This is a genomic window from Microbacterium sp. MMO-20 (assembly GCF_037147735.1).
Classification (GTDB): domain Bacteria; phylum Actinomycetota; class Actinomycetes; order Actinomycetales; family Microbacteriaceae; genus Microbacterium.
In genome coordinates, this window is sequence record NZ_JBBCUU010000007.1 from 1 (window position 1) to 18,162 (window position 18,162).

Sequence of the window (18,162 nt, forward strand, 5' to 3'; positions counted from 1 at the left end):
TCACTCTTCTTGCTTCTTGGCGGAAACAACTGGTCATCCCACGATGGCCCTTCACCGTCTACGACGACGAGAACCCCGCGGGAATTGACACCACGCTATTGGACTCACCCCTCCAGAAGCCGCACGGCCTGCGACGAACCGACGTCGGATCTCACCTGCTGCGTCCAATTCGCCCCGAGAGTATGCGCGCGCCCGAGCAATCGCGTCTCGCGGACGGCCGTCGTCAGGGGTTTCGACCTCGAACAAGTCGACGACGTGCTCGGCGCAATCCGCGGCCCAGGCGGCGACAAGTCGTCGATTCGTATCGCTCAGCGACTGCGGGGAGGGCATGCTTCATCCTCCCAGTCGCAACGCTTCCGGAGTCGACTTCTCGAGGTGAACCGGCCCCAGACCGGCCCAAGCCTCCGCAGAGGCCAGCGAATCGGCATCCGTCAGAGCCGTTTCGACTCGCTGCGCTCGCTCAACGACCGGGGGATCGGAGCCCCCAGTGAAAGCAGAAAAACCGGCTCTGACCAGCCAAAAGCAAAACCCCCGCCATGTAGAAGCTAGGCGAGGGTTTCTGGGACCGTTGTAACGACGGTCCTTGTGGCTCCGACGGGCGTCGATCCCGTGACCTCACGATTTTCAGTCGTGCGCTCTACCAACTGAGCTACAGAGCCGCATGGCATCCGAAGAGCCATGTCCTAGACGAAAGGCCCTCTGCTAACAAAGGGCCCGTCGCTATGAGCGACCCTGACGGGACTTGAACCCGCGACCTCCGCCGTGACAGGGCGGCACGCTAACCAACTGCGCTACAGGGCCATGCGTATTCAGTTGTGTGTCGGAGAGTGACCCCAACGGGATTCGAACCCGTGCTACCGCCGTGAAAGGGCGGCGTCCTAGGCCGCTAAACGATGGGGCCGAGCGAACCCTGGGGCTCACGCTTACCGAGGGTCAAGCATACGAGATCGCGCACTAAATGGGAAATCGAGGGCGTGGGCTCCGCATCCCGGGCGCGTCGAAGGGGAGGATGGCCGCGGGAGTGGATGCCCCGAGAAGGCGTGAGAACCGTGAGAACGCCCTGGGCAGACGCCGCGAATGTTGTTAGTGTGACTGGTGTTGTGCGTGTGATTTCCATACCCGAGCGCGCGCACGCGGCATCCGCGCAGCACGACAGCGACAGCAGACCGAGAGGGCGGGCACGGTGAGGAACGAGGCCGGATCGGCAGAAGACTGCGGCTGCGCGCCGACCGCGGCTGAGCTGCGCACCCTCAAGAACCCCGTCTCGCGCCGCATGGCGATCGGCTTGGGCGGGCTCGGCGTCCTCGGGATGGGCGCGCTCGCGCTCGGCCTCGGCCCCGCTGCCTTCGCGGCCGACTACCCCTCGTGGGACGACGTCCAGAACGCGAAGAACAACGAGGCCGCCAAGGCCTCCGAGATCACCCGCATCGAAGGCCTCATCGCCGCGCTCCAAGCCGACGTCGCCGCCAAGCAGGCCGAAGCGCAGCGCCTCGCCGACGAGTACGTCGCCGCCCAGATCGCCTACGAGGCCGCCGTCGACAAGGCCAACGCGCTGCAGTCGCAGGCCGACGCCGAATCCGCGCGCGCGACCGCCACCGCCCAGAAGCTCGGCCGCCTCGCCGCCCAGCAGTACCGCAACGGCGGCGACGACGCCGCTCTCGAACTCTTCTTCTCGGGCTCGGCCGCGAGCGCCGACGACCTGCTCGCCAAGCTCGGCACGATGGACCGGGTCGTCGCGGCGAACAAGGGCGTCTACGCCGACGCCGTCAGCGCCCGCAACAACGCGCAGAACCTCAGCAACCTCGCGCAGGACGCCCGCAACGAGCGCGATCGCCTGCAGCAAGAAGCGCAGCAGAAGATGATCGCCGCCCAAGACGCGGCGACCGCCGCGCAGGCCGCCCTCGACGCGCAGACGCAGAACCTCGGCACGCTGCAGGCTCAGCTCGCCGCACTCAAGGACGAGACGGCCAAGACCGTCGCCGACTACGAGGCCGGGGTCGAAGCCGCCCGTCAGGCCGAGATCGCTCGTCAGGCCGCCCTTGCCGAAGAGCGACGCAAGGCCGCCGAAGAAGCCGCCAACAACGCCAACAACGGCGGTGGTGGCGGCGGTGGTGGTGGCGGCGGAGGAGGCGGCGGCCAAGCCGGTACGGGCGGATGGGTCCGCCCGGCATCCGGCTACATCTCCTCCTGGTTCGGCAGCCGCGGCTCGGTGTGCGGCCCGAACGGCTGCACGAGCAGCGGGCACCGCGGCATCGACTTCGCGACGGGCTGCTGGTCGCCCATCTACGCCGCGGCGTCCGGCACCGTCATCTTCGCCGCGTACACGAGCGACTGGGGCAACTACATCAAGATCGACAACGGCGGCGGCATCGTCACCGGCTACGCCCACATCGTGAGCGGCGGCTTCAACGTCGGCTACGGCCAGTGGGTCAACGCCGGCGACGTCATCGCCTACGTCGGAGCGACCGGCCTCGCCGACGGCTGCCACCTCCACTTCGAGGTCTACCAGTGGGGCACGCGCATCGATCCGGCGCCCGTCCTCCTCGACCACGGCATCAACGTCTACTGACCTCGACGCCCACGAACGCAGAAGAGCGGATGCCGAGGCATCCGCTCTTCTCGTCTGAACCGACCGATCAGATGGTCGTCAGATGGTCTTCGGTGCGTGCCCCTCGCCCTGCGTGGCGGTCTGCGCGCCCTCGTCCTGGAAGCGCTGGAAGGCCTCGGCGACGAGACGCTCCGCCTCGGCGGCGTCGGCCCACTGGTCGACCTTGACCCACTTGTTCGGCTCGAGGTCCTTGTAGTGCTCGAAGAAGTGGCCGATCTCGCCCTTGGTCCACTCGTCGAGGTCCGAGACGTCCTGGATGTGGTCCCAGCGCGGGTCCTTCGCGAGCACGGCCACGACCTTGTCATCGCCGCCCGCCTCGTCGAGCATCTTCAGCACGGCGACGGGGCGCACCTTCGCCATCACGCCGGGGTACAGGTCGCGGTCGAGCAGCAGCAGCACGTCGAGCGGGTCGCCGTCCTCGCCGAGCGTGTCCTCGAAGAAGCCGTAGTTGGCCGGGTAGCCCATCGGGGTGAACAGGACGCGGTCGAGGAACACGCGACCGGTGCCGTGGTCGACCTCGTACTTGACGCGGCTGCCGCGCGGGATCTCGATGACGGCGTCGTATGCGCCCATGCTGGTGCTCCTTCGGAAAGTCTGGGATGGCCGCGTCCAGCCTAGTCGCGCGGGTCGGGGATAGCGTGGACACGTGGATGCCCCTGAACGCTCCGACGCGCGCCCCGGCCTCGACCCCGCCACCGCCGACATCCGCCGGGCCGTGCGCGCGGCGCTCGCGACGGTCGACGGGCCGATCCTCGTGGGGCTCTCCGGCGGAGCCGACTCGCTCGCACTCGCCGCCGCGGTCGCGTTCGAAGCCCCGAAGGCCGGGCTCCCCGCGCGCGCCGTCGTCATCGACCACGGTCTGCAACCCGGCTCCGACACCGTCGCCGCTCGCGCCGTTGCCACGGCGCAGCGGCTCGGCCTCGACGCGCACGCGGTGCGCGTCGAGGTCGCCCCACCGACCGCGGCCGGCGGCCCGGAGGCCGCCGCCCGCGACGCCCGCCGCGCGGCGCTTCTCGACGCCGCCCGCGAGGCGGGCGCCGTCGCGCTCCTGCTCGCCCACACTCTCGACGACCAGGCCGAGACCGTGCTGATCGGCCTCGCCCGCGGGTCGGGGGCCGCGAGCCTCGGCGGCATGTCGCCCGATCGCGAAGAAGAAGGCATCCGCATCCTCCGTCCGCTCCTCGGGGTGCGCCGCACGACGACCCGCGCCGCGTGCGCCGCCGCGGGCATGCCCGTCTGGGAGGACCCGCACAACCTCGACCGCCGATTCCTGCGCGTCCGCATCCGTCAGGACGTCATGCCGGTCCTGGAAGCCGAGCTCGGTCCGGGAGTCGCCGACGCCCTCGCCCGCACGAGCGACCAGCTGCGTGAGGATGCCGCCGCCTTCGCCGACATGATCGACGAGACCATCGAAGACATCGTGGAGCACGTCGAGGCGGGGATCGCGATCTCGGTGGCGGCGCTCGCCGCGAACCCGCCGGCGCTGCGCCACCGGATCATCCGGCACGTCGTGGCGAGCGAGTTCGGCGTTTCGCTGACGCGTGCGCAGACTCTCGAGGTGGCGCGCCTGGTCACCGACTGGCGCGGTCAGGGACCCATCGACCTGCCCGGCTGCCGCGCGGTCCGCTCGGGTGCGCGCCTCGCCTTCACCGCGACCTGACCCCTCGACCTGCGCGCCGGATGCCTAGAATCGATGCATGCGCGCCGCCGAGATCTCGGACCAGCTGACCACCGTCCTCGTCACGGAGGAGCAGATCCACGCGAAGCTCGACGAGCTCGCCCGCGAGGTCGAACGCGACTACGAGGGCAGGGACCTCCTCCTCATCGGCGTGCTGAAGGGCGCCGTCATGGTGATGGCCGATTTCGCACGTCGCCTAGAGCGCGACGTCACGATGGACTGGATGGCTGTCTCGTCGTACGGCGCCGGCACGAAGTCGAGCGGCGTCGTCCAGATCCGGAAGGACCTCGACACCGACCTCACCGGCAAGCATGTGCTCATCGTCGAGGACATCATCGACTCGGGGCTGACCCTCAGCTGGCTGCTCGAGAACTTCGCGGCCCGCGGCGCGGCATCCATCGAGATCCTCGCGCTCCTGCGCAAGCCCGAAGCGGCGAAGGTCGAGATCCACTCGCGCTACGTCGGCTTCGACATCCCGACCGAGTTCGTCGTCGGCTACGGCCTCGACTACGACGAGCGGTACCGGAACCTCCGGGATGTCGCGGTGCTCGCGCCGCACGTGTATGCCTGAATACGCCGTGGGCGAATGCACAGTCACGCCATAGTGAGCGCGGGGTAGCCTGAGCGGACCATGGATTTCAAGAAGCTCACGCGCAACCCGTTCGTGTACGTGCTGCTCATCGGCGCCCTTCTCGTGCTCGGTGTCTCGCTCATCACGTCGCTGACCGGCGCCAAGCAGGTGACCACCCAGGAGGGTCTGACCCTCCTCAAGGGCGGCTCCGTCACCGAGGTGACGACCACCGACGGCGACCAGCGCGTCGATCTGACGCTCTCGAAGCCCTTCGAGGGCGCCACTCAGGTGCAGTTCTACTACGTGGGAGCGCGTGCGGACGAGGTCGTCTCGGCGATCGAGGCGGCGAACCCGTCCGACGGCTTCAACGACGTCGTCCCGCGCACGACCTTCTTCGAGAGCATGATCTCGCTCCTGCTGCCGCTGCTGCTGCTGGGCCTGTTGTTCTGGTTCTTCTTCTCCGCCGCGCAGGGCGGCAACAGCAAGGTCATGCAGTTCGGCAAGTCGCGCGCGAAGCTCGTCACGAAGGAGACCCCGACGGTCACCTTCGCCGACGTCGCCGGCGCCGACGAGGCGATCGAAGAGATGCAGGAGATCAAGGACTTCCTGAAGGACCCGGCCAAGTTCCAGGCCGTGGGTGCGCGCATCCCGAAGGGCGTGCTCCTGTACGGCCCGCCCGGAACGGGTAAGACCCTGCTCGCCCGTGCCGTGGCCGGCGAAGCGGGCGTGCCGTTCTACTCGATCTCGGGTTCCGACTTCGTCGAGATGTTCGTCGGTGTCGGCGCGAGCCGCGTGCGCGACCTCTTCACGCAGGCTAAGGAGAACGCCCCCGCGATCATCTTCATCGACGAGATCGACGCCGTCGGTCGCCACCGCGGCGCCGGCATGGGCGGCGGGCACGATGAGCGCGAGCAGACCCTCAACCAGATGCTCGTCGAGATGGACGGCTTCGACCCCAAGGTTTCGGTGCTCGTCATCGCCGCAACCAACCGCCCCGACATCCTCGACCCCGCGCTCCTGCGCCCGGGCCGCTTCGACCGGCAGATCGGCGTCGACGCTCCCGACCTCAAGGGCCGCCAGAAGATCCTCGAGGTGCACGGCCGCGGCAAGCCGCTGTCGCCTTCGGTCGACCTCTCGGTCGTCGCGCGCAAGACCCCGGGCTTCACGGGCGCCGACCTCGCGAACGTCCTCAACGAGGCGGCCCTCCTCACGGCGCGCTCGAACGCGCAGCTCATCGACATGCGCGCCCTCGACGAGGCGATCGACCGCGTCATCGCCGGTCCGCAGCGCCGCACGCGCGTGATGAAGGACAAGGAGAAGCTCATCACGGCCTACCACGAGGGCGGTCATGCCCTCGCCGCCGCCGCGATGAACAACACCGACCCTGTGACGAAGGTCACGATCCTGCCCCGCGGCAAGGCGCTCGGGTACACGATGGTGCTGCCCCTCGAAGACAAGTACTCCGTCACCCGTAACGAGCTGCAGGACCAGCTCACCTACGCCATGGGTGGCCGCGTCGCCGAGGAGATCGTCTTCCACGACCCGACGACCGGGGCATCCAACGACATCGAGAAGGCGACCTCGATCGCCCGCAAGATGGTCACCGAGTACGGCATGACGACCGAGGTCGGCCCCGTCAAGCTCGGCTCGTCGTCGGGCGAGGTGTTCATGGGGCGCGACATGGGTCACGGTCGCGACTTCTCCGAGCGCATCGCCGAGCGCGTCGACCAGCAGGTGCGCATGCTCATCGAGCAGGCCCACAACGAGGCCTACCAGGTGATCAACGACAACCGTGATGTGCTCGACCGCCTCGCGTTGGCGCTCCTCGAGAAGGAGACTCTCGACCACCTCGAGCTCGCCGAGATCTTCACCGACGTCAAGAAGCTGCCGCCGCGCCCGCAGTGGCTCTCCAGCCAGGAGCGTCCCGTCTCGTCGCTGCCGCCCGTCGAGGTGCCGCGTCGGCAGGATGCCGGGCTCGCGGCATCCACGTCGGCAGACGCCACCGCGCCGGCGACCGCGGCCGACAAGGCTCCCGCGCACCGCCCGGCCGGCCAGGCCCGCCCGGCGACCGCCTGAGGGCCCGATCGCCTAGGCTCGGCAAAGTGCCTGTCGATCGAGAACGCGTCGCCGCTGCGGTGCGCGAGATCCTCGTGGCGATCGGGGAGGATCCCGCTCGTCCGGGGCTGAAAGCGACCCCGCAGCGCGTCGCCGACGCGTACGCGGAGTTCTTCGCCGGCATCGGCGAGGATGCCGCGGCCCCCCTTGCGCACACGATCTCGGTCTCGCGGGGCCCGGCGCCCGACACGCTCCCCTCGGGAGCCGTCGTGCTGCGCGACATCCGGTTCCGCTCCGTCTGCGAGCACCATCTGCTGCCCTTCGCGGGGCGCGCGCACATCGCGTACCTGCCGGGCGAGCAGGTCGTCGGGCTCGGCGCGCTGCCGAAGGTCGTCGAGACGCTCGCCGCCCGCCCGCAGGTACAGGAGCGGCTCGGCGAGCAGATCGCCGACACGATCGCCGGTGCGCTCGATGCGCGCGGGGTCGTCGTCGTGCTCGACGCGCACCACGAGTGCGTCACGATGCGCGGCGGACGTCAGCCGGATGCCGCGACCGTCACGATCGCGGCGCGCGGCGAGCTCGCAGAGCCGGCCGCGCGGGCCGAGATCATGATGGTCCTCACCGGGACGGGCCGTTGACATGACCCTCGTCATGGGCATCGTCAACGTCACGCCCGACTCCTTCAGCGACGGCGGACGCTATCTCGACGCCGAGGCCGCCATCGCGCACGGGCGTGCGCTGCGCGCGGCGGGAGCCGACCTCCTCGACGTCGGCGGCGAGTCGACCCGCCCCGGCGCGGAGCGCGTCGATCCCGACCTGGAGCGCGAGCGGGTGCTGCCCGTCGTCGCCGCCCTCGCGGCAGACGGCGCGATCGTCAGCATCGACACGATGAACGCGTCGACCGCCGTCGCCGCCGTGGCGGCCGGGGCGCGCCTCGTCAACGACGTCTCGGGCGGGCTCGCCGACCCCGAGATGCTCGCGGCCGTCGCGGCATCCGGCGCCGATGTCGTCCTGCAGCACTGGCGCGGACCGTCCGGCGACATGTACGCGCGCGCCCAGTACGACGATGTCGTCGCCGAGCTCGTCGTCGAGCTCGAGGACCGGGTGCGTGCCGCCGCGCGCGCGGGGATCTCGCCCGACCGGGTCGTCCTCGACCCCGGCATCGGGTTCGGCAAGCGCGGCGACCAGAACTGGCAGGCACTTCGCGGGCTCGAGAAGATCGTTGCCATCGGCCCGCGGGTGCTCGTCGGCACGAGCCGCAAGAAATTCCTCGGTGAGCTGCTCGCCGCCGACGGTGCGGATGACGAGGCGCGACGCGACCTCGCGACGGCCGTGACGAGCGTGCTCGCCGCTCGCGCCGGCGCCTGGGCCGTGCGCGTGCACGACGCCGCGGCGACGCGTGACGCGCTCGCGGTCGCGCGGGCATGGGAGCGGGGAGGAGCCTGAGATGGACGTTCTGGACGAGATCACCTTGACCGGCGTGCGCGCCTTCGGGTACCACGGTGTCTACCCCGACGAGCGCCGGGAGGGGCAGGAGTTCGTCGTAGACGCGACGATGTACGTGAGCACGGCGCGCGCCGCGGCATCCGACGACGTCGTCGACACGATCCACTACGGCGAGGTCGCCGAGCGCATCGTCGCTCTCGTGCAGGGGGAGCCCGTCAACCTCCTCGAAACCCTCGCGGCGCGCCTGGCCGACGACCTGCTGGCGCGGGACGGCGTGCGTACGGTCGCGATCACGGTGCACAAGCCGCAGGCACCCATCACCGTCCCGTTCGCGGACGTGTCGGTCACGATCCGGCGGGCGCGCCCCGACGGCGCTGCGGCCGGCGTGACGGGGGGCACCCGATGAACCGCCGACTGGCGCAGGGCTACCAGGGCGACGCGCACGATGCGCAGCGCCCCGAGACCGTCGCCGTCGTCGCGCTCGGGGCGAACCTCGGCGACCGTTCCGCGACCATCGACGAGGCGCTCCGCGACCTCGGTCGGATGCCGCTGACGACCGAGATCCGCGCCGCGGCGCCCGTCGAATCGGTCGCGGTGAAGCCCGACGGGCCGGATGCCGAGGCCCCCGCGTACCTCAACACGGTCGCTCTCGTGACGACGCGCCTCGCCCCGAGCGTGCTGCTGTCGTATCTGCACGCGATCGAGGCGCGACACGGCCGTGAACGCCGTGAGCGCTGGGGCGACCGCACGCTCGACCTCGACCTCATCGCGTTCGGCGACGTGCGCAGCGCCGATCCCGCGCTGCTGCTTCCGCACCCGCGTGCCGCCGAGCGCGACTTCGTGCTCGGACCGTGGCTCGTCGTCGACCCGGATGCCGTGCTGCCGGGCGCCGGGCGCGTCGATGCCCTCCTGGCGGGCCTGCGGAGAAGCCGAGACGACCGCGGCGGCGCGGCGGAAGCGGGCCGGGGATGAAGCGCACCAGTACCGGCGTGCTCGTCGTCGCGGCTCTCGTCGGCGCCGTCGTCGGCTTCGTCGTCGACCAGCTGCTCACCGGCGCGGGCCGGGCGACCTTCACGCCGTCGCTCCTCCTCCCCGTGCTCCTCATCCTTCTGGCCGCTGCCGACATCGCGTTCGCTCTGCCGATCCGTCGCGCGATCACGGGCGTCGATCCGCGACCCGTCGACCCGTTCCGGGCCGTCCGCGTCGCGATGCTCGCCAAAGCCTCGAGCGTCGTCGGCGCCGTCATCGGGGGCATCGCAGTGGGCTTGCTCGTGTTTCTGCTCACCCGGCCGGTGACCCCCGTAGGCTCGGTGGTGACGGTCGCGGCGACCCTCGTCGCCGCCGCGGTGCTGCTCGTGGCGGCCCTCGTCGCCGAGCACCTCTGCACCATTCGGAAGGACGACGATGACGAACAGCCCGGACCCCCGGAGCCCGGACTCGGACTCTCACACCACGACTGATCCCGCCGCGACCGGCCACGCCGCCTCGGCGCTCGACGCGGGCACGTACGATGCGATCCTCGAGCCGCGCGGCGCGGCCCGTCTGCCGCTGCGCCTCGCGGTCGGCGACGGAGTGTGGCATCAGATCTCGCGCCGCTACGTGACGGTGCAGCTGATCTCGACGGGGGCGTTCCTCGCGCTCGTACTCGCCGTCGCCCTCGTCCTCGCGCTCGTCCTCCACCAGACGTGGGTGTGGATCCCCGCGGGCGTCGTGCTCGTCATCACGGCGTGGACGCTCATCATCCTGCCCCGCCAGGCGCGCGCCTACGGCTATCAGCTGCGGGCGGACGATCTCGTGTTCCGCCGCGGCATCCTGTGGCAGCGGATGGTCGCCGTTCCCTACGGTCGCATGCAGCTCGTCGACATCACGCACGGGCCGCTCGACCGCGGCTTCGGCATCGCGCAGCTCAAGCTCGTGACGGCCGCCGCCGCGACCGGTGTCACGATCCCCGGGCTCAGCCAGCAGGCGGCCGAGAGCCTGCGCGACACCCTCATCGCCGTCGCCGAGACCCGCCGGACGGGTCTGTGAGCGACCCGCTGGCTCCGCGCGCCGTCGCGGACGTGCGCTCGCCGCTGAGCGATGGCGAGTGGCATCGACTGCACCCGCTGACGCCCGTGCTGCGCGGCGGACTGTTCCTCATCGTCGTCACCGGGTTCGTCATCGCGAACCTCCGCGACCGCATCGTGGCGTGGCTCCTGCCGGGCTTCGACGACTGGGAGCGCTACGAGCAGGATCCGGTGGACTACGTCGTCACGAACAACCTGCTCCTCGTCGCGGGGCTCGTCGTCCTCGGCGTGCTGCTTCTCCTCTTCGGCATTTTCTGGCTGTCGTGGCGCTTCCACACCTTCCGCATCACGGGCGACGACGTCGAGGTGCGCTCGGGGGTGTTCTTCCGTACTCACCGCCGTGCCCCGCTCGACCGCGTGCAGGGCGTCAACCTGACCCGCCCGATGGTCGCGCGTCTGCTGGGAGCGGCGAAGCTCGAGGTCGTGGGCGCGGGGGCGGATGCCGGGGTCAAGCTCGAGTACCTCTCCACCGCCAACGCGGAGGCGGTGCGCGCCGACATCCTGCGCCTCGCGTCGGGGCGTCGCCTCGCCGAGGCGCGCGCGGCGGACGCCCGCACGAGCGGGGCCGCCGGTCGCACGCGCGCCGCGGCCGGCGTCGTGACGGCCGGCCTCTCGGGCCTCATCGATGGCGTGGATGCCGCGGACGATGTCGAACCGGCATCCGTCGTGCACATCCCGCCCGGTCGGCTCATCGCCGCGCACCTGCTCTCCGGGTCCACGCTCTGGCTGCTCGCGCTGATCGCCGCGCTCATCGTCGGAGCGATCGTCGGGACGCCGTGGGTGCTCTTCGCGATCGTGCCGTCTTTGCTCGGCTTCGGCGCGTACTGGTTCCGCCGCATCACCCGATCGCTGCGTTATTCGATCGCGCCGACGCACGCGGGGGTGCGCGTGACGTTCGGGCTGTTCACGACGGTCACCGAGACGCTGCCGCCGGGCCGCGTGCACGCCGTCGAGACCTTCCAGCCGCTCCTGTGGCGCCGGTTCGGCTGGTGGGCGATCCGCGTCAACCGACTCTCCGGTCGATCGGCGAACGACGCGCAGGCGCTGCAGCTCGCGGAGGTCCTGCCCGTCGGGACCCCCGCCGACCTCGAGCGCGTGCTGCGCCTGCTCCTGCCCGGACTCTCCGATGCGGAGGTCGCGGAGCTCTTCACCCGCGGACTGCTCGGCTCGTCTCGGCACGGCGATGACCCCTTCGCGACGACGCCGCGCCGCGCGCGGTGGCTCCGCCCGTTGTCGTGGCGGCGCAACGGTGCATGGCTCGCGCCGCAGGCGCTGCTCCTACGGCGCGGAGTACTGAGGCGGGCTCTCGTGATCCTGCCGCTCGCGCGGCTGCAGTCGGTGCGGATCAGCCAAGGCCCGGTCGATCGCCCGTTGCGCCTCGCCAATCTCACGGGCCACACGGTCCTCGGGCCCGTGTCGGGCGGCCTCGGCGTCATCGACCGTGACGCCGCGCTCTCCGTCTGGGAGCGTACGGCCGATGCCGTCGTCGCCGCCTCAGCCGCCGACCGCTCGCACCGATGGAGCGAGAGGGATGCCGAGGACGCTCCCGGCGGACCCGACGAGCGCGGACGGGAGGAGTTCTCATGAGTCACGCCAGTCGCCTCGGGGTGGGGATCGTCGGCGCGGGCTGTGTCGGCCCCGTGATCGGCGCCGCCCTCGCGGGCGCGGGACACGCGCTCACCGGCATCACGGCGGGCTCTGACCCCGATCGTGTCGAAGCCGTGCTCCCCGGCGTGCCCGTTCTCGCCGCCGACGAGGTCGTGCGGCGCAGCGAACTGGTCATCCTCGCCGTCCCCACCGCTGAGCTCGCGGGACTCGTTGCCGGCCTCGCCGACCTCGGCGCCTGGCAGCCGGGCCAACTCGTGCTGCACACCGCTGCGGCGCACGGCACGGGCGTGCTTGCGCCGGCGGCATCCCGCGGCGCCATCCCGCTCGCCGTGCACCCGGCGATCACCTTCACCGGAACATCGATCGACCTGCGTCAACTGCGCGACGCCTTCGCGGCGGTCACCGCGCCGGCCGCCGTGCTGCCGATTGCGCAGGCCCTCGCCGTCGAACTCGGCTGCGAACCGGTCGTCGTCGCCGAGGGCGATCGCGCCGCGTACGGCGAGGCGATCGCGACGGCGACCGAGTTCTCGGCATCCATCGTCGGCCAGGCGGCGCGCCTGCTGCAGGAGGCGGGGGTGAGTGCGCCCGGGAGGTTCCTGACGCCGCTCGTCCACTCGACAGTCGATCGCGCGCTGATCGAGGCCGGCGACGGTGCGCCGGAGGACGACCTGACCTGACCTGCGAGAGCTGCGTCGTCATGATGCGCGCGGTGAGCGCTCGGCTGCGCCTCGGTAGAATCGGGGGCTGACCCGAGTCGATCCCTGCGGCGACTCGCGAGTCGATCCCCGAGGAGCCCTTCACCATGACCGACGCCCCCGCCGCTGCGGACCCGACCGCCGACCTGCTCGCCGACGACGTCAGTGAGCAGAAGGCCGTTCGTCTCGGCAAGCGCGAGCGGCTGCTCGCCGAGCGAGCGGATGCCGCGGGCGGTGCCTACCCCGTCGCCGTCCCGGTCACCGACACGATCGCGGCGCTGCGCGAGCGGTACGCGGACCTCGAGGCGGGTGCTGAGTCGGGGGTGACGGCGTCGGTGGCGGGCCGCATCGTCTTCAGCCGGAACACGGGCAAGCTGTGCTTCGCCGCGCTGCAGTCGGGCGACGGCGCGCGCATCCAGGCGATGGTGTCGCTGGCCGAAGTGGGCGAGGAGTCGCTGCAGGCGTGGAAGGAACTCGTCGATCTCGGCGACCACGTGTCGGTGACGGGCCAGGTGATCTCGAGCCGCCGCGGCGAGCTGTCGATCATGGTCTCGTCGTGGGCCATCGCCTCGAAGGCGCTGCTGCCGCTGCCCAACCTGCACTCCGAGCTCTCGGAAGAGACGCGGGTGCGCTCCCGCTTCCTCGATCTGATCGTGCGCGACCAGGCACGCGAGACGGTCATCGCGCGCGCCAAGGTCAACGCATCGCTCCGCCGCACGTTCGAGCGCCACGGATTCCTCGAGGTCGAGACGCCCATGCTGCAGGTGCAGCACGGCGGGGCCGCGGCGCGCCCCTTCGTCACGCGGTCGAACGCGTTCGACGCCGACTTGTACCTGCGCATCGCGCCGGAACTCTTCCTCAAGCGCGCCGTCGTGGGGGGAATCGACCGCGTCTTCGAGATCAACCGCAACTTCCGCAATGAAGGGGCCGATTCGACGCACAGCCCCGAGTTCGCGATGCTCGAGGCCTACGAGGCGTACAGCGACTACAACGGCATCGCCGACCTCACGCAGGAGCTCATTCAGAACGCCGCGATCGCGGTCGCCGGATCGACGACGGTCACGTGGGCGGACGGCACCGAATTCGACCTGGGCGGTCAGTGGGACCGCATCTCGATGTACGACTCGCTGTCGGAGGCATCCGGTCGCACGATCACGCCGCAGACTCCGCTCGCCGAACTGCGGGCACTCGCCGCCGAAGTCGGGGTCGAGGTGCCCGAAAAGGTGGCGACGCACGGCAAGTACGTCGAGGAGCTGTGGGAGCACTTCGTCAAGGGCGGCCTCGAGCGTCCGACCTTTGTGATGGACTTTCCGCTCGACACCTCGCCGCTCGTGCGTGAGCATCGCACGATTCCGGGCGTCGTGGAGAAGTGGGACCTGTACGTGCGGGGCTTCGAGCTCGCGACGGGGTACTCCGAACTCGTCGATCCCGTCATCCAGCGCGAGCGCTTCGTCGAGCAGGCGAAGCTCGCGGCGCGCGGCGACGACGAGGCGATGCGCGTCGACGAGGAGTTCCTGCGCGCCCTCGAGCACGGCATGCCGCCCACGGGAGGCATGGGGATGGGGATCGACCGACTGCTCATGGCCGTCACGGGCCTCGGCATCCGCGAGACGATCCTCTTCCCGCTCGTGAAGTAGCACCGCGGTGGCGTTCTCGCTCTGGCTGACGCTGCTCGTCGCCTGCGTCGTCATCAGCTTCACGCCGGGAGCCGGCGCCATCAACACGATGGGCAACGCGCTGAACCACGGGTTTCGTCGCGCGATCTGGGGGATCCTCGGCCAGCAGGCCGCACTCATCGTGCACATCGCCGTCGTCGCGCTCGGCGTCGGCGTGCTCGTCGCATCGTCGCCCGTCCTCTTCAACGTCATCCGGTATGCGGGCGCCGCATACCTCGCCTACCTCGGACTGCGCTTGATCCTGCGGCGGCCCGCGCGCGAAGCGGAGGGCGTCGAAGCCTGGGAGGGCGGAGGCGATGCAGGCGACGTGAACGAGGCGGATGCCGCGGTGGCGGCTGCGCCTCCGGCGGCCGTCCCGACCGAGTCGCGGTGGTCGATGTTCCGCCGGGGGCTCTGGGTCAACCTGCTGAACCCCAAGGCGATCGTGTTCTTCCTCGCCTTCCTGCCGCAGTTCATTCGGCCCGCCGATCCGCTTCTGCCGCAGTACGCGACCGTCGCGGCCACCGCCGTCGCGGTCGACATCGCCGTCATGTGGGGGTTCTTCGCCGTCGCGGCGCACGGCTTCCGCAGATTCACGCGCAGCGCGCGCGGGCAGCGCACGATCGACGTGATCTTCGGCATCCTGTTCCTCGCCGTCGCGCTCCTGCTCGCCCTCCTGCACTGACTCCCGCCTCGTGTCGCGTCCTCACTCGACACGGAAGGCCCACTCGGGCAGGTGCCCGGCCTGCACGAACGCGAGGACGATGTCGGCGAGGCCGTGGCGCGGGTCGATCGCGAGCGCGCTCCGCGCGTAGCGGTGCGCGTGCGTCGACCGGCCGAGCGCCCAGGACAACCAGGCGCAGACCGCGAGGGGCCCGGGCCGGTGCTTCTTGGGCAGGAGCGCGGCGACATCCCGCGCGACCGCGAGAGCCGCTTCCAGCCGGACGCGGTCCGGCCGCGGCGCATCGCCCCACATCACGAGGGCGAGGTCGACCGGGTACTCCTCGCCGTCCTCCCAGCGCCGCTGCGCGTCGGAGGCGATGTCGCCACCGGACTGGTCGGTCGCCCACTGCACGAGCGCGATGTCGCGCAGTCCCGGACGGTTGAGACACCAGCCGAGCATCGCCGCGCGCATGGGCGACTGTGTTGGTCGCCAGGAGAGAGCGTGCTCGAAGAGGCTCGGCAGGTCGTCGAGCTCGCAGGCCGCCTCGAGTGCCGCGGGATCGATGCGCGGCGCCGCGGATCCCATCGAGGGGATGCCGCAGATCACCTCGAGCGCCGCCGTCAGCGAGCGCATCGCCAGCCCGACCGCGCGCCGTGCGGGCTGCCCGACGCGCGGCAGCACTGCGCCCGAGCTCTGGTCGCCCGTCGGCGTGCGCAGTCCCGCACCGGCGCGCGCCGCGGCATCCGGTCCACGCTCGCAGAGGTCCGCGGGCGATCGCCCACCGGGAGGCAGATCGACGTCGTCGTGCGAACCCCAGCCATCGGATGCCACGGTCAGCGCATCGACGAGGAGCAGGCCGCTCGCGTCGGCGCGAGCGCGCAGTGCCGCGATGATCGCGGCACCCGGGAGCGCGGTGCTCGCCCCGATCGCGTCCTCCGTGTACACGATGGCGATGAGCGCGTCGGCCTCGTCGAGACGACAGATCATGCCGATCGCCGCCGACGCGACGGCGTCGATGCGTGACGAGACGTCGTCGGGACCGTCCGGCGGCAAATCGAGGCGCATCGCGCCGAGGCTGCGCCCGCGTGACATCGGGACGAGCACGAGGCTCTGCGTGGGAGTGAACCCGAGGAGGCCCGGGACGAGAGACAGGAAGTGCGCCGCATCGGCAGCCTTGACGGTGATCGACATGGCACGAGGGTGCCTACGCGCCGGAGCGCGTGGGAGCGGCGAGCCTCGATCCGTGGACAGGTCGATGAAGTCGCCGATTGTGGATAACTTCCGTACGATGGATGCCATGGACTCCTACTGGGCGGCCGTCATCTGGTCGCTGCTGCCGACCGTCGTCGTGCTCGGGCTGTTCGTCTTCGTTCTGCGTTCGATCCTGCGGATGGACCGTACAGAGCGGCGTTCGTACGCGAAGATCGAGGCCGAGGAGCGCGCCAAGCGTGGCCTCGCTCCGAAGGACGGCGACCAGCGCGTCGCGTGACACCCCGCGCTGCGCGCCGTGAGCGCCGTGAGAGTCCCACGCGCCCGCTACGCTGAACCGAACCGAACAGCGGGGGAGCAGGCGTGGAACAAACGGGGTGGGCGCTCGTCTGGGTGATCCTCGTCTTCGTCACCGATGTGACGGTGCGCATCCTCGCGGTGATCTTCGTGCCGCGCAATCGCCGACCGACGGCGGCGATGGCGTGGCTGCTGGCGATCTACTTCATCCCGATCGTCGGGGTCCTGCTCTTTCTCCTGATCGGCAACCCGCGCCTGCCGCGCAAGCGCCGGCGCAAGCAGGAGGTCATCAACGAGAGCATCCGCACGATGAGTCACGGGCTCGACCTCGGCACTCTGCGGCCGAACGCGCCCGACTGGTTCCGCGCGACAGTGCGCCTCAACCGCAATCTCGGAGCCATGCCGATCTCAGGCGACAACGGGGCGACGCTCATCTCGGGGTATCAGGACTCGATCGACGCCATGGCATCGGCCATCCGTGAAGCGACGGAGTACGTCCACGTCGAGTTCTACATCCTGCAAGCGGACGCCACGACCGAGAGCTTCTTCGCCGCGATGGAGGAGGCGGCATCGCGGGGCGTGAAGGTGCGCGTGCTGCTCGACCACTGGGCCAACCGCGGCAAGCCGTTCTACAAGCAGACGCTGAAGCGGCTGACCGACATGGGGGCGGACTGGCACCTGATGCTCCCCGTGCAGCCGTTCCGCGGCGCCTACACGCGGCCCGACCTGCGCAATCACCGCAAGCTCCTCGTCGTCGACGGGCGCGTCGCTTTCACCGGATCGCAGAACGTGACCGATTCGACCTACAACCTGAAGAAGAACATCCGTCGCGGCCTGCACTGGGTCGACATGATGACGCGCGTCGACGGGCCGGTCGTGGCATCCATCAACGCCGTCTTCCTCAGCGACTGGTACAGCGAGACCGACGAGATCGTCGACGATATCGAGCTGTTCGACGTGCGACCGGGGACGGGTGATCTCGACTGCCAGATCATCCCGTCGGGACCGGGGTTCGAGTACCAGAACAACCTCAAGCTCTTCATGTCGCTGCTGTTCGCGGCGAAGGAGAAGCTCATCATCGTCTCTCCGTACTTCGTGCCCGACGAGGGCCTGCTGCTCGCGATCCAAACCGCCTGCCAGCGCGGCGTGCATGTCGAGCTGTTCGTCTCGGAGGAGGGCGATCAGGCGATGGTCTACCACGCCCAGCGCAGCTACTACGAAGCGCTGCTGCGCGGCGGCGTCAAGATCTTCATGTACCGGAAGCCCTTCATCCTCCACTCCAAGTCGATGTCGGTCGACGACGACGTCGCCGTCATCGGCTCGAGCAACATGGACATGCGATCGTTCGGTCTGAACCTCGAGATCTCACTGCTCGTGCGGGGCGAGGAGTACGTGCAGCAGCTGCGCCGCGTCGAAGACGATTACCGTTCGTTCAGCCGCGAGCTCACGCTCGAGGAATGGAAGAAGCAGCCGTTGCGCTCTACTGTGCTCGACAACCTCGCGCGGCTCACGTCGGCGTTGCAGTGAGACGATTCGGGCCGCTGCGACACTGTCGGAGTGGATGCCGATCGACGTGGCGTCCGCGCACACGACTACGCAAGGATGACACC

At 70.2% G+C, this 18,162-nt stretch carries 19 protein-coding genes and 3 tRNA genes; 16 read left to right on the forward strand and 6 right to left on the reverse strand.

Annotation, left to right across the window (positions count from 1 at the left end; genetic code table 11):
- Positions 1–51: 51 nt before the first annotated feature.
- The 4 genes from WFI52_RS09970 to WFI52_RS09985 form a co-directional block, all read right to left on the reverse strand.
- Entirely contained in the window at positions 52–330 is a 279-nt protein-coding gene (locus tag WFI52_RS09970; RefSeq protein WP_336626510.1) for a putative immunity protein, read from the reverse strand.
- Between the two features lie 256 nt (positions 331–586).
- A tRNA-Phe gene (locus WFI52_RS09975) sits at positions 587–659 on the reverse strand.
- 68 nt (positions 660–727) lie between these two features.
- Positions 728–801: transfer RNA gene (locus tag WFI52_RS09980), tRNA-Asp, on the reverse strand.
- 27 nt (positions 802–828) lie between these two features.
- Positions 829–901: transfer RNA gene (locus WFI52_RS09985), tRNA-Glu, on the reverse strand.
- Positions 902–1,183: 282 nt separating this feature from the next.
- On the opposite strand from WFI52_RS09985, the gene WFI52_RS09990 reads away from it, so the two are divergent.
- Positions 1,184–2,569: a peptidoglycan DD-metalloendopeptidase family protein gene (locus WFI52_RS09990; protein WP_336626509.1), complete on the forward strand. Its 1,386-nt coding sequence runs from the start codon at positions 1,184–1,186 to the stop codon at positions 2,567–2,569.
- Positions 2,570–2,647: 78 nt separating this feature from the next.
- Here the strand turns inward: WFI52_RS09990 and WFI52_RS09995 are convergent, their stop codons facing one another.
- Positions 2,648–3,181 carry an inorganic diphosphatase gene (locus tag WFI52_RS09995; protein WP_336626508.1) on the reverse strand — a complete coding sequence of 178 codons (534 nt, stop codon included), beginning with the start codon at positions 3,179–3,181 and terminating at the stop codon, positions 2,648–2,650.
- Between the two features lie 73 nt (positions 3,182–3,254).
- Between WFI52_RS09995 and tilS the strand changes: the two genes are divergently transcribed.
- The 13 genes from tilS to WFI52_RS10060 all read left to right on the forward strand — a co-directional run bounded on the left by tilS (position 3,255) and on the right by WFI52_RS10060 (position 15,067).
- Positions 3,255–4,268, forward strand: coding sequence for a tRNA lysidine(34) synthetase TilS (gene tilS, locus WFI52_RS10000; RefSeq protein WP_336626507.1), 1,014 nt, complete (start codon positions 3,255–3,257; stop codon positions 4,266–4,268).
- 37 nt (positions 4,269–4,305) lie between these two features.
- Positions 4,306–4,857 (forward strand): hypoxanthine phosphoribosyltransferase, encoded by a 552-nt coding sequence (gene hpt / locus WFI52_RS10005; RefSeq protein WP_336626506.1) that lies wholly within the window; start codon positions 4,306–4,308, stop codon positions 4,855–4,857.
- Between the two features lie 60 nt (positions 4,858–4,917).
- The gene (gene ftsH, locus WFI52_RS10010; protein ID WP_336626505.1) at positions 4,918–6,933 is read left to right on the forward strand and encodes an ATP-dependent zinc metalloprotease FtsH; all 2,016 of its coding nucleotides are present in this window, start codon (positions 4,918–4,920) and stop codon (positions 6,931–6,933) included.
- 26 nt (positions 6,934–6,959) lie between these two features.
- Positions 6,960–7,550 (forward strand): GTP cyclohydrolase I, encoded by a 591-nt coding sequence (folE, locus tag WFI52_RS10015; protein ID WP_336626504.1) that lies wholly within the window; start codon positions 6,960–6,962, stop codon positions 7,548–7,550.
- 1 nt (position 7,551) lies between these two features.
- Positions 7,552–8,358, forward strand: a complete 807-nt coding sequence (gene folP, locus WFI52_RS10020) for a dihydropteroate synthase (RefSeq protein ID WP_336626503.1) — start codon at positions 7,552–7,554, stop codon at positions 8,356–8,358.
- Position 8,359: 1 nt separating this feature from the next.
- Positions 8,360–8,764: a dihydroneopterin aldolase gene (folB, locus tag WFI52_RS10025; protein ID WP_336626502.1), complete on the forward strand. Its 405-nt coding sequence runs from the start codon at positions 8,360–8,362 to the stop codon at positions 8,762–8,764.
- Positions 8,761–9,330, forward strand: a complete 570-nt coding sequence (gene folK, locus WFI52_RS10030; protein ID WP_336626501.1) for a 2-amino-4-hydroxy-6-hydroxymethyldihydropteridine diphosphokinase — start codon at positions 8,761–8,763, stop codon at positions 9,328–9,330. Before folB ends, folK begins: the two co-directional genes overlap by 4 nt.
- The gene (locus tag WFI52_RS10035; RefSeq protein WP_336626500.1) at positions 9,327–9,818 is read left to right on the forward strand and encodes a DUF3180 domain-containing protein; all 492 of its coding nucleotides are present in this window, start codon (positions 9,327–9,329) and stop codon (positions 9,816–9,818) included. The genes folK and WFI52_RS10035 overlap by 4 nt, the downstream gene beginning before the upstream one ends.
- Positions 9,763–10,386: a PH domain-containing protein gene (locus tag WFI52_RS10040; RefSeq protein ID WP_336626499.1), complete on the forward strand. Its 624-nt coding sequence runs from the start codon at positions 9,763–9,765 to the stop codon at positions 10,384–10,386. The genes WFI52_RS10035 and WFI52_RS10040 overlap by 56 nt, the downstream gene beginning before the upstream one ends.
- A complete protein-coding gene (locus tag WFI52_RS10045) occupies positions 10,383–12,011 on the forward strand; it encodes a PH domain-containing protein (protein ID WP_336626498.1) in 1,629 nt (542 codons plus the stop codon). The genes WFI52_RS10040 and WFI52_RS10045 overlap by 4 nt, the downstream gene beginning before the upstream one ends.
- Positions 12,008–12,709 (forward strand): Rossmann-like and DUF2520 domain-containing protein, encoded by a 702-nt coding sequence (locus WFI52_RS10050; RefSeq protein ID WP_336626497.1) that lies wholly within the window; start codon positions 12,008–12,010, stop codon positions 12,707–12,709. The genes WFI52_RS10045 and WFI52_RS10050 overlap by 4 nt, the downstream gene beginning before the upstream one ends.
- 125 nt (positions 12,710–12,834) lie before the next feature.
- On the forward strand, positions 12,835–14,364 hold the full coding sequence (gene lysS, locus WFI52_RS10055; RefSeq protein WP_336626496.1) for a lysine--tRNA ligase: 1,530 nt from the start codon (positions 12,835–12,837) through the stop codon (positions 14,362–14,364).
- Between the two features lie 7 nt (positions 14,365–14,371).
- Complete coding sequence (locus WFI52_RS10060) at positions 14,372–15,067, forward strand: LysE family translocator (protein WP_336626495.1); 696 nt, start codon at positions 14,372–14,374, stop codon at positions 15,065–15,067.
- Between the two features lie 21 nt (positions 15,068–15,088).
- Here WFI52_RS10060 and WFI52_RS10065 read toward each other — a convergent pair whose 3' ends face one another.
- On the reverse strand, positions 15,089–16,237 hold the full coding sequence (locus WFI52_RS10065; RefSeq protein ID WP_336626494.1) for a DUF4192 family protein: 1,149 nt from the start codon (positions 16,235–16,237) through the stop codon (positions 15,089–15,091).
- A 106-nt stretch (positions 16,238–16,343) separates the two neighbouring features.
- On the opposite strand from WFI52_RS10065, the gene WFI52_RS10070 reads away from it, so the two are divergent.
- Complete coding sequence (locus WFI52_RS10070; protein ID WP_336626493.1) at positions 16,344–16,535, forward strand: hypothetical protein; 192 nt, start codon at positions 16,344–16,346, stop codon at positions 16,533–16,535.
- An 83-nt stretch (positions 16,536–16,618) separates the two neighbouring features.
- Positions 16,619–18,079 carry a cardiolipin synthase gene (gene cls, locus WFI52_RS10075; RefSeq protein WP_336626492.1) on the forward strand — a complete coding sequence of 487 codons (1,461 nt, stop codon included), beginning with the start codon at positions 16,619–16,621 and terminating at the stop codon, positions 18,077–18,079.
- The last annotated feature ends 83 nt before the right edge of the window (positions 18,080–18,162 follow it).

Excerpts from the sequence above, each read along its gene's own strand:
- WFI52_RS10035 (WP_336626500.1), top strand. The coding sequence starts at position 9,327 with ATGAAGCGCACCAGTACCGGCGTGCTCGTCGTCGCGGCTCTCGTCGGC.
- folK (WP_336626501.1), top strand. The coding sequence starts at position 8,761 with ATGAACCGCCGACTGGCGCAGGGCTACCAGGGCGACGCGCACGATGCG.
- hpt (WP_336626506.1), top strand. The coding sequence starts at position 4,306 with ATGCGCGCCGCCGAGATCTCGGACCAGCTGACCACCGTCCTCGTCACG.
- folB (WP_336626502.1), top strand. The coding sequence starts at position 8,360 with ATGGACGTTCTGGACGAGATCACCTTGACCGGCGTGCGCGCCTTCGGG.
- WFI52_RS09970 (WP_336626510.1), bottom strand. The coding sequence starts at position 330 with ATGCCCTCCCCGCAGTCGCTGAGCGATACGAATCGACGACTTGTCGCC.
- ftsH (WP_336626505.1), top strand. The coding sequence starts at position 4,918 with ATGGATTTCAAGAAGCTCACGCGCAACCCGTTCGTGTACGTGCTGCTC.
- folP (WP_336626503.1), top strand. The coding sequence starts at position 7,552 with ATGACCCTCGTCATGGGCATCGTCAACGTCACGCCCGACTCCTTCAGC.
- WFI52_RS09995 (WP_336626508.1), bottom strand. The coding sequence starts at position 3,181 with ATGGGCGCATACGACGCCGTCATCGAGATCCCGCGCGGCAGCCGCGTC.
- WFI52_RS10065 (WP_336626494.1), bottom strand. The coding sequence starts at position 16,237 with ATGTCGATCACCGTCAAGGCTGCCGATGCGGCGCACTTCCTGTCTCTC.
- WFI52_RS10070 (WP_336626493.1), top strand. The coding sequence starts at position 16,344 with ATGGACTCCTACTGGGCGGCCGTCATCTGGTCGCTGCTGCCGACCGTC.
- WFI52_RS10050 (WP_336626497.1), top strand. The coding sequence starts at position 12,008 with ATGAGTCACGCCAGTCGCCTCGGGGTGGGGATCGTCGGCGCGGGCTGT.
- lysS (WP_336626496.1), top strand. The coding sequence starts at position 12,835 with ATGACCGACGCCCCCGCCGCTGCGGACCCGACCGCCGACCTGCTCGCC.
- WFI52_RS10040 (WP_336626499.1), top strand. The coding sequence starts at position 9,763 with ATGACGAACAGCCCGGACCCCCGGAGCCCGGACTCGGACTCTCACACC.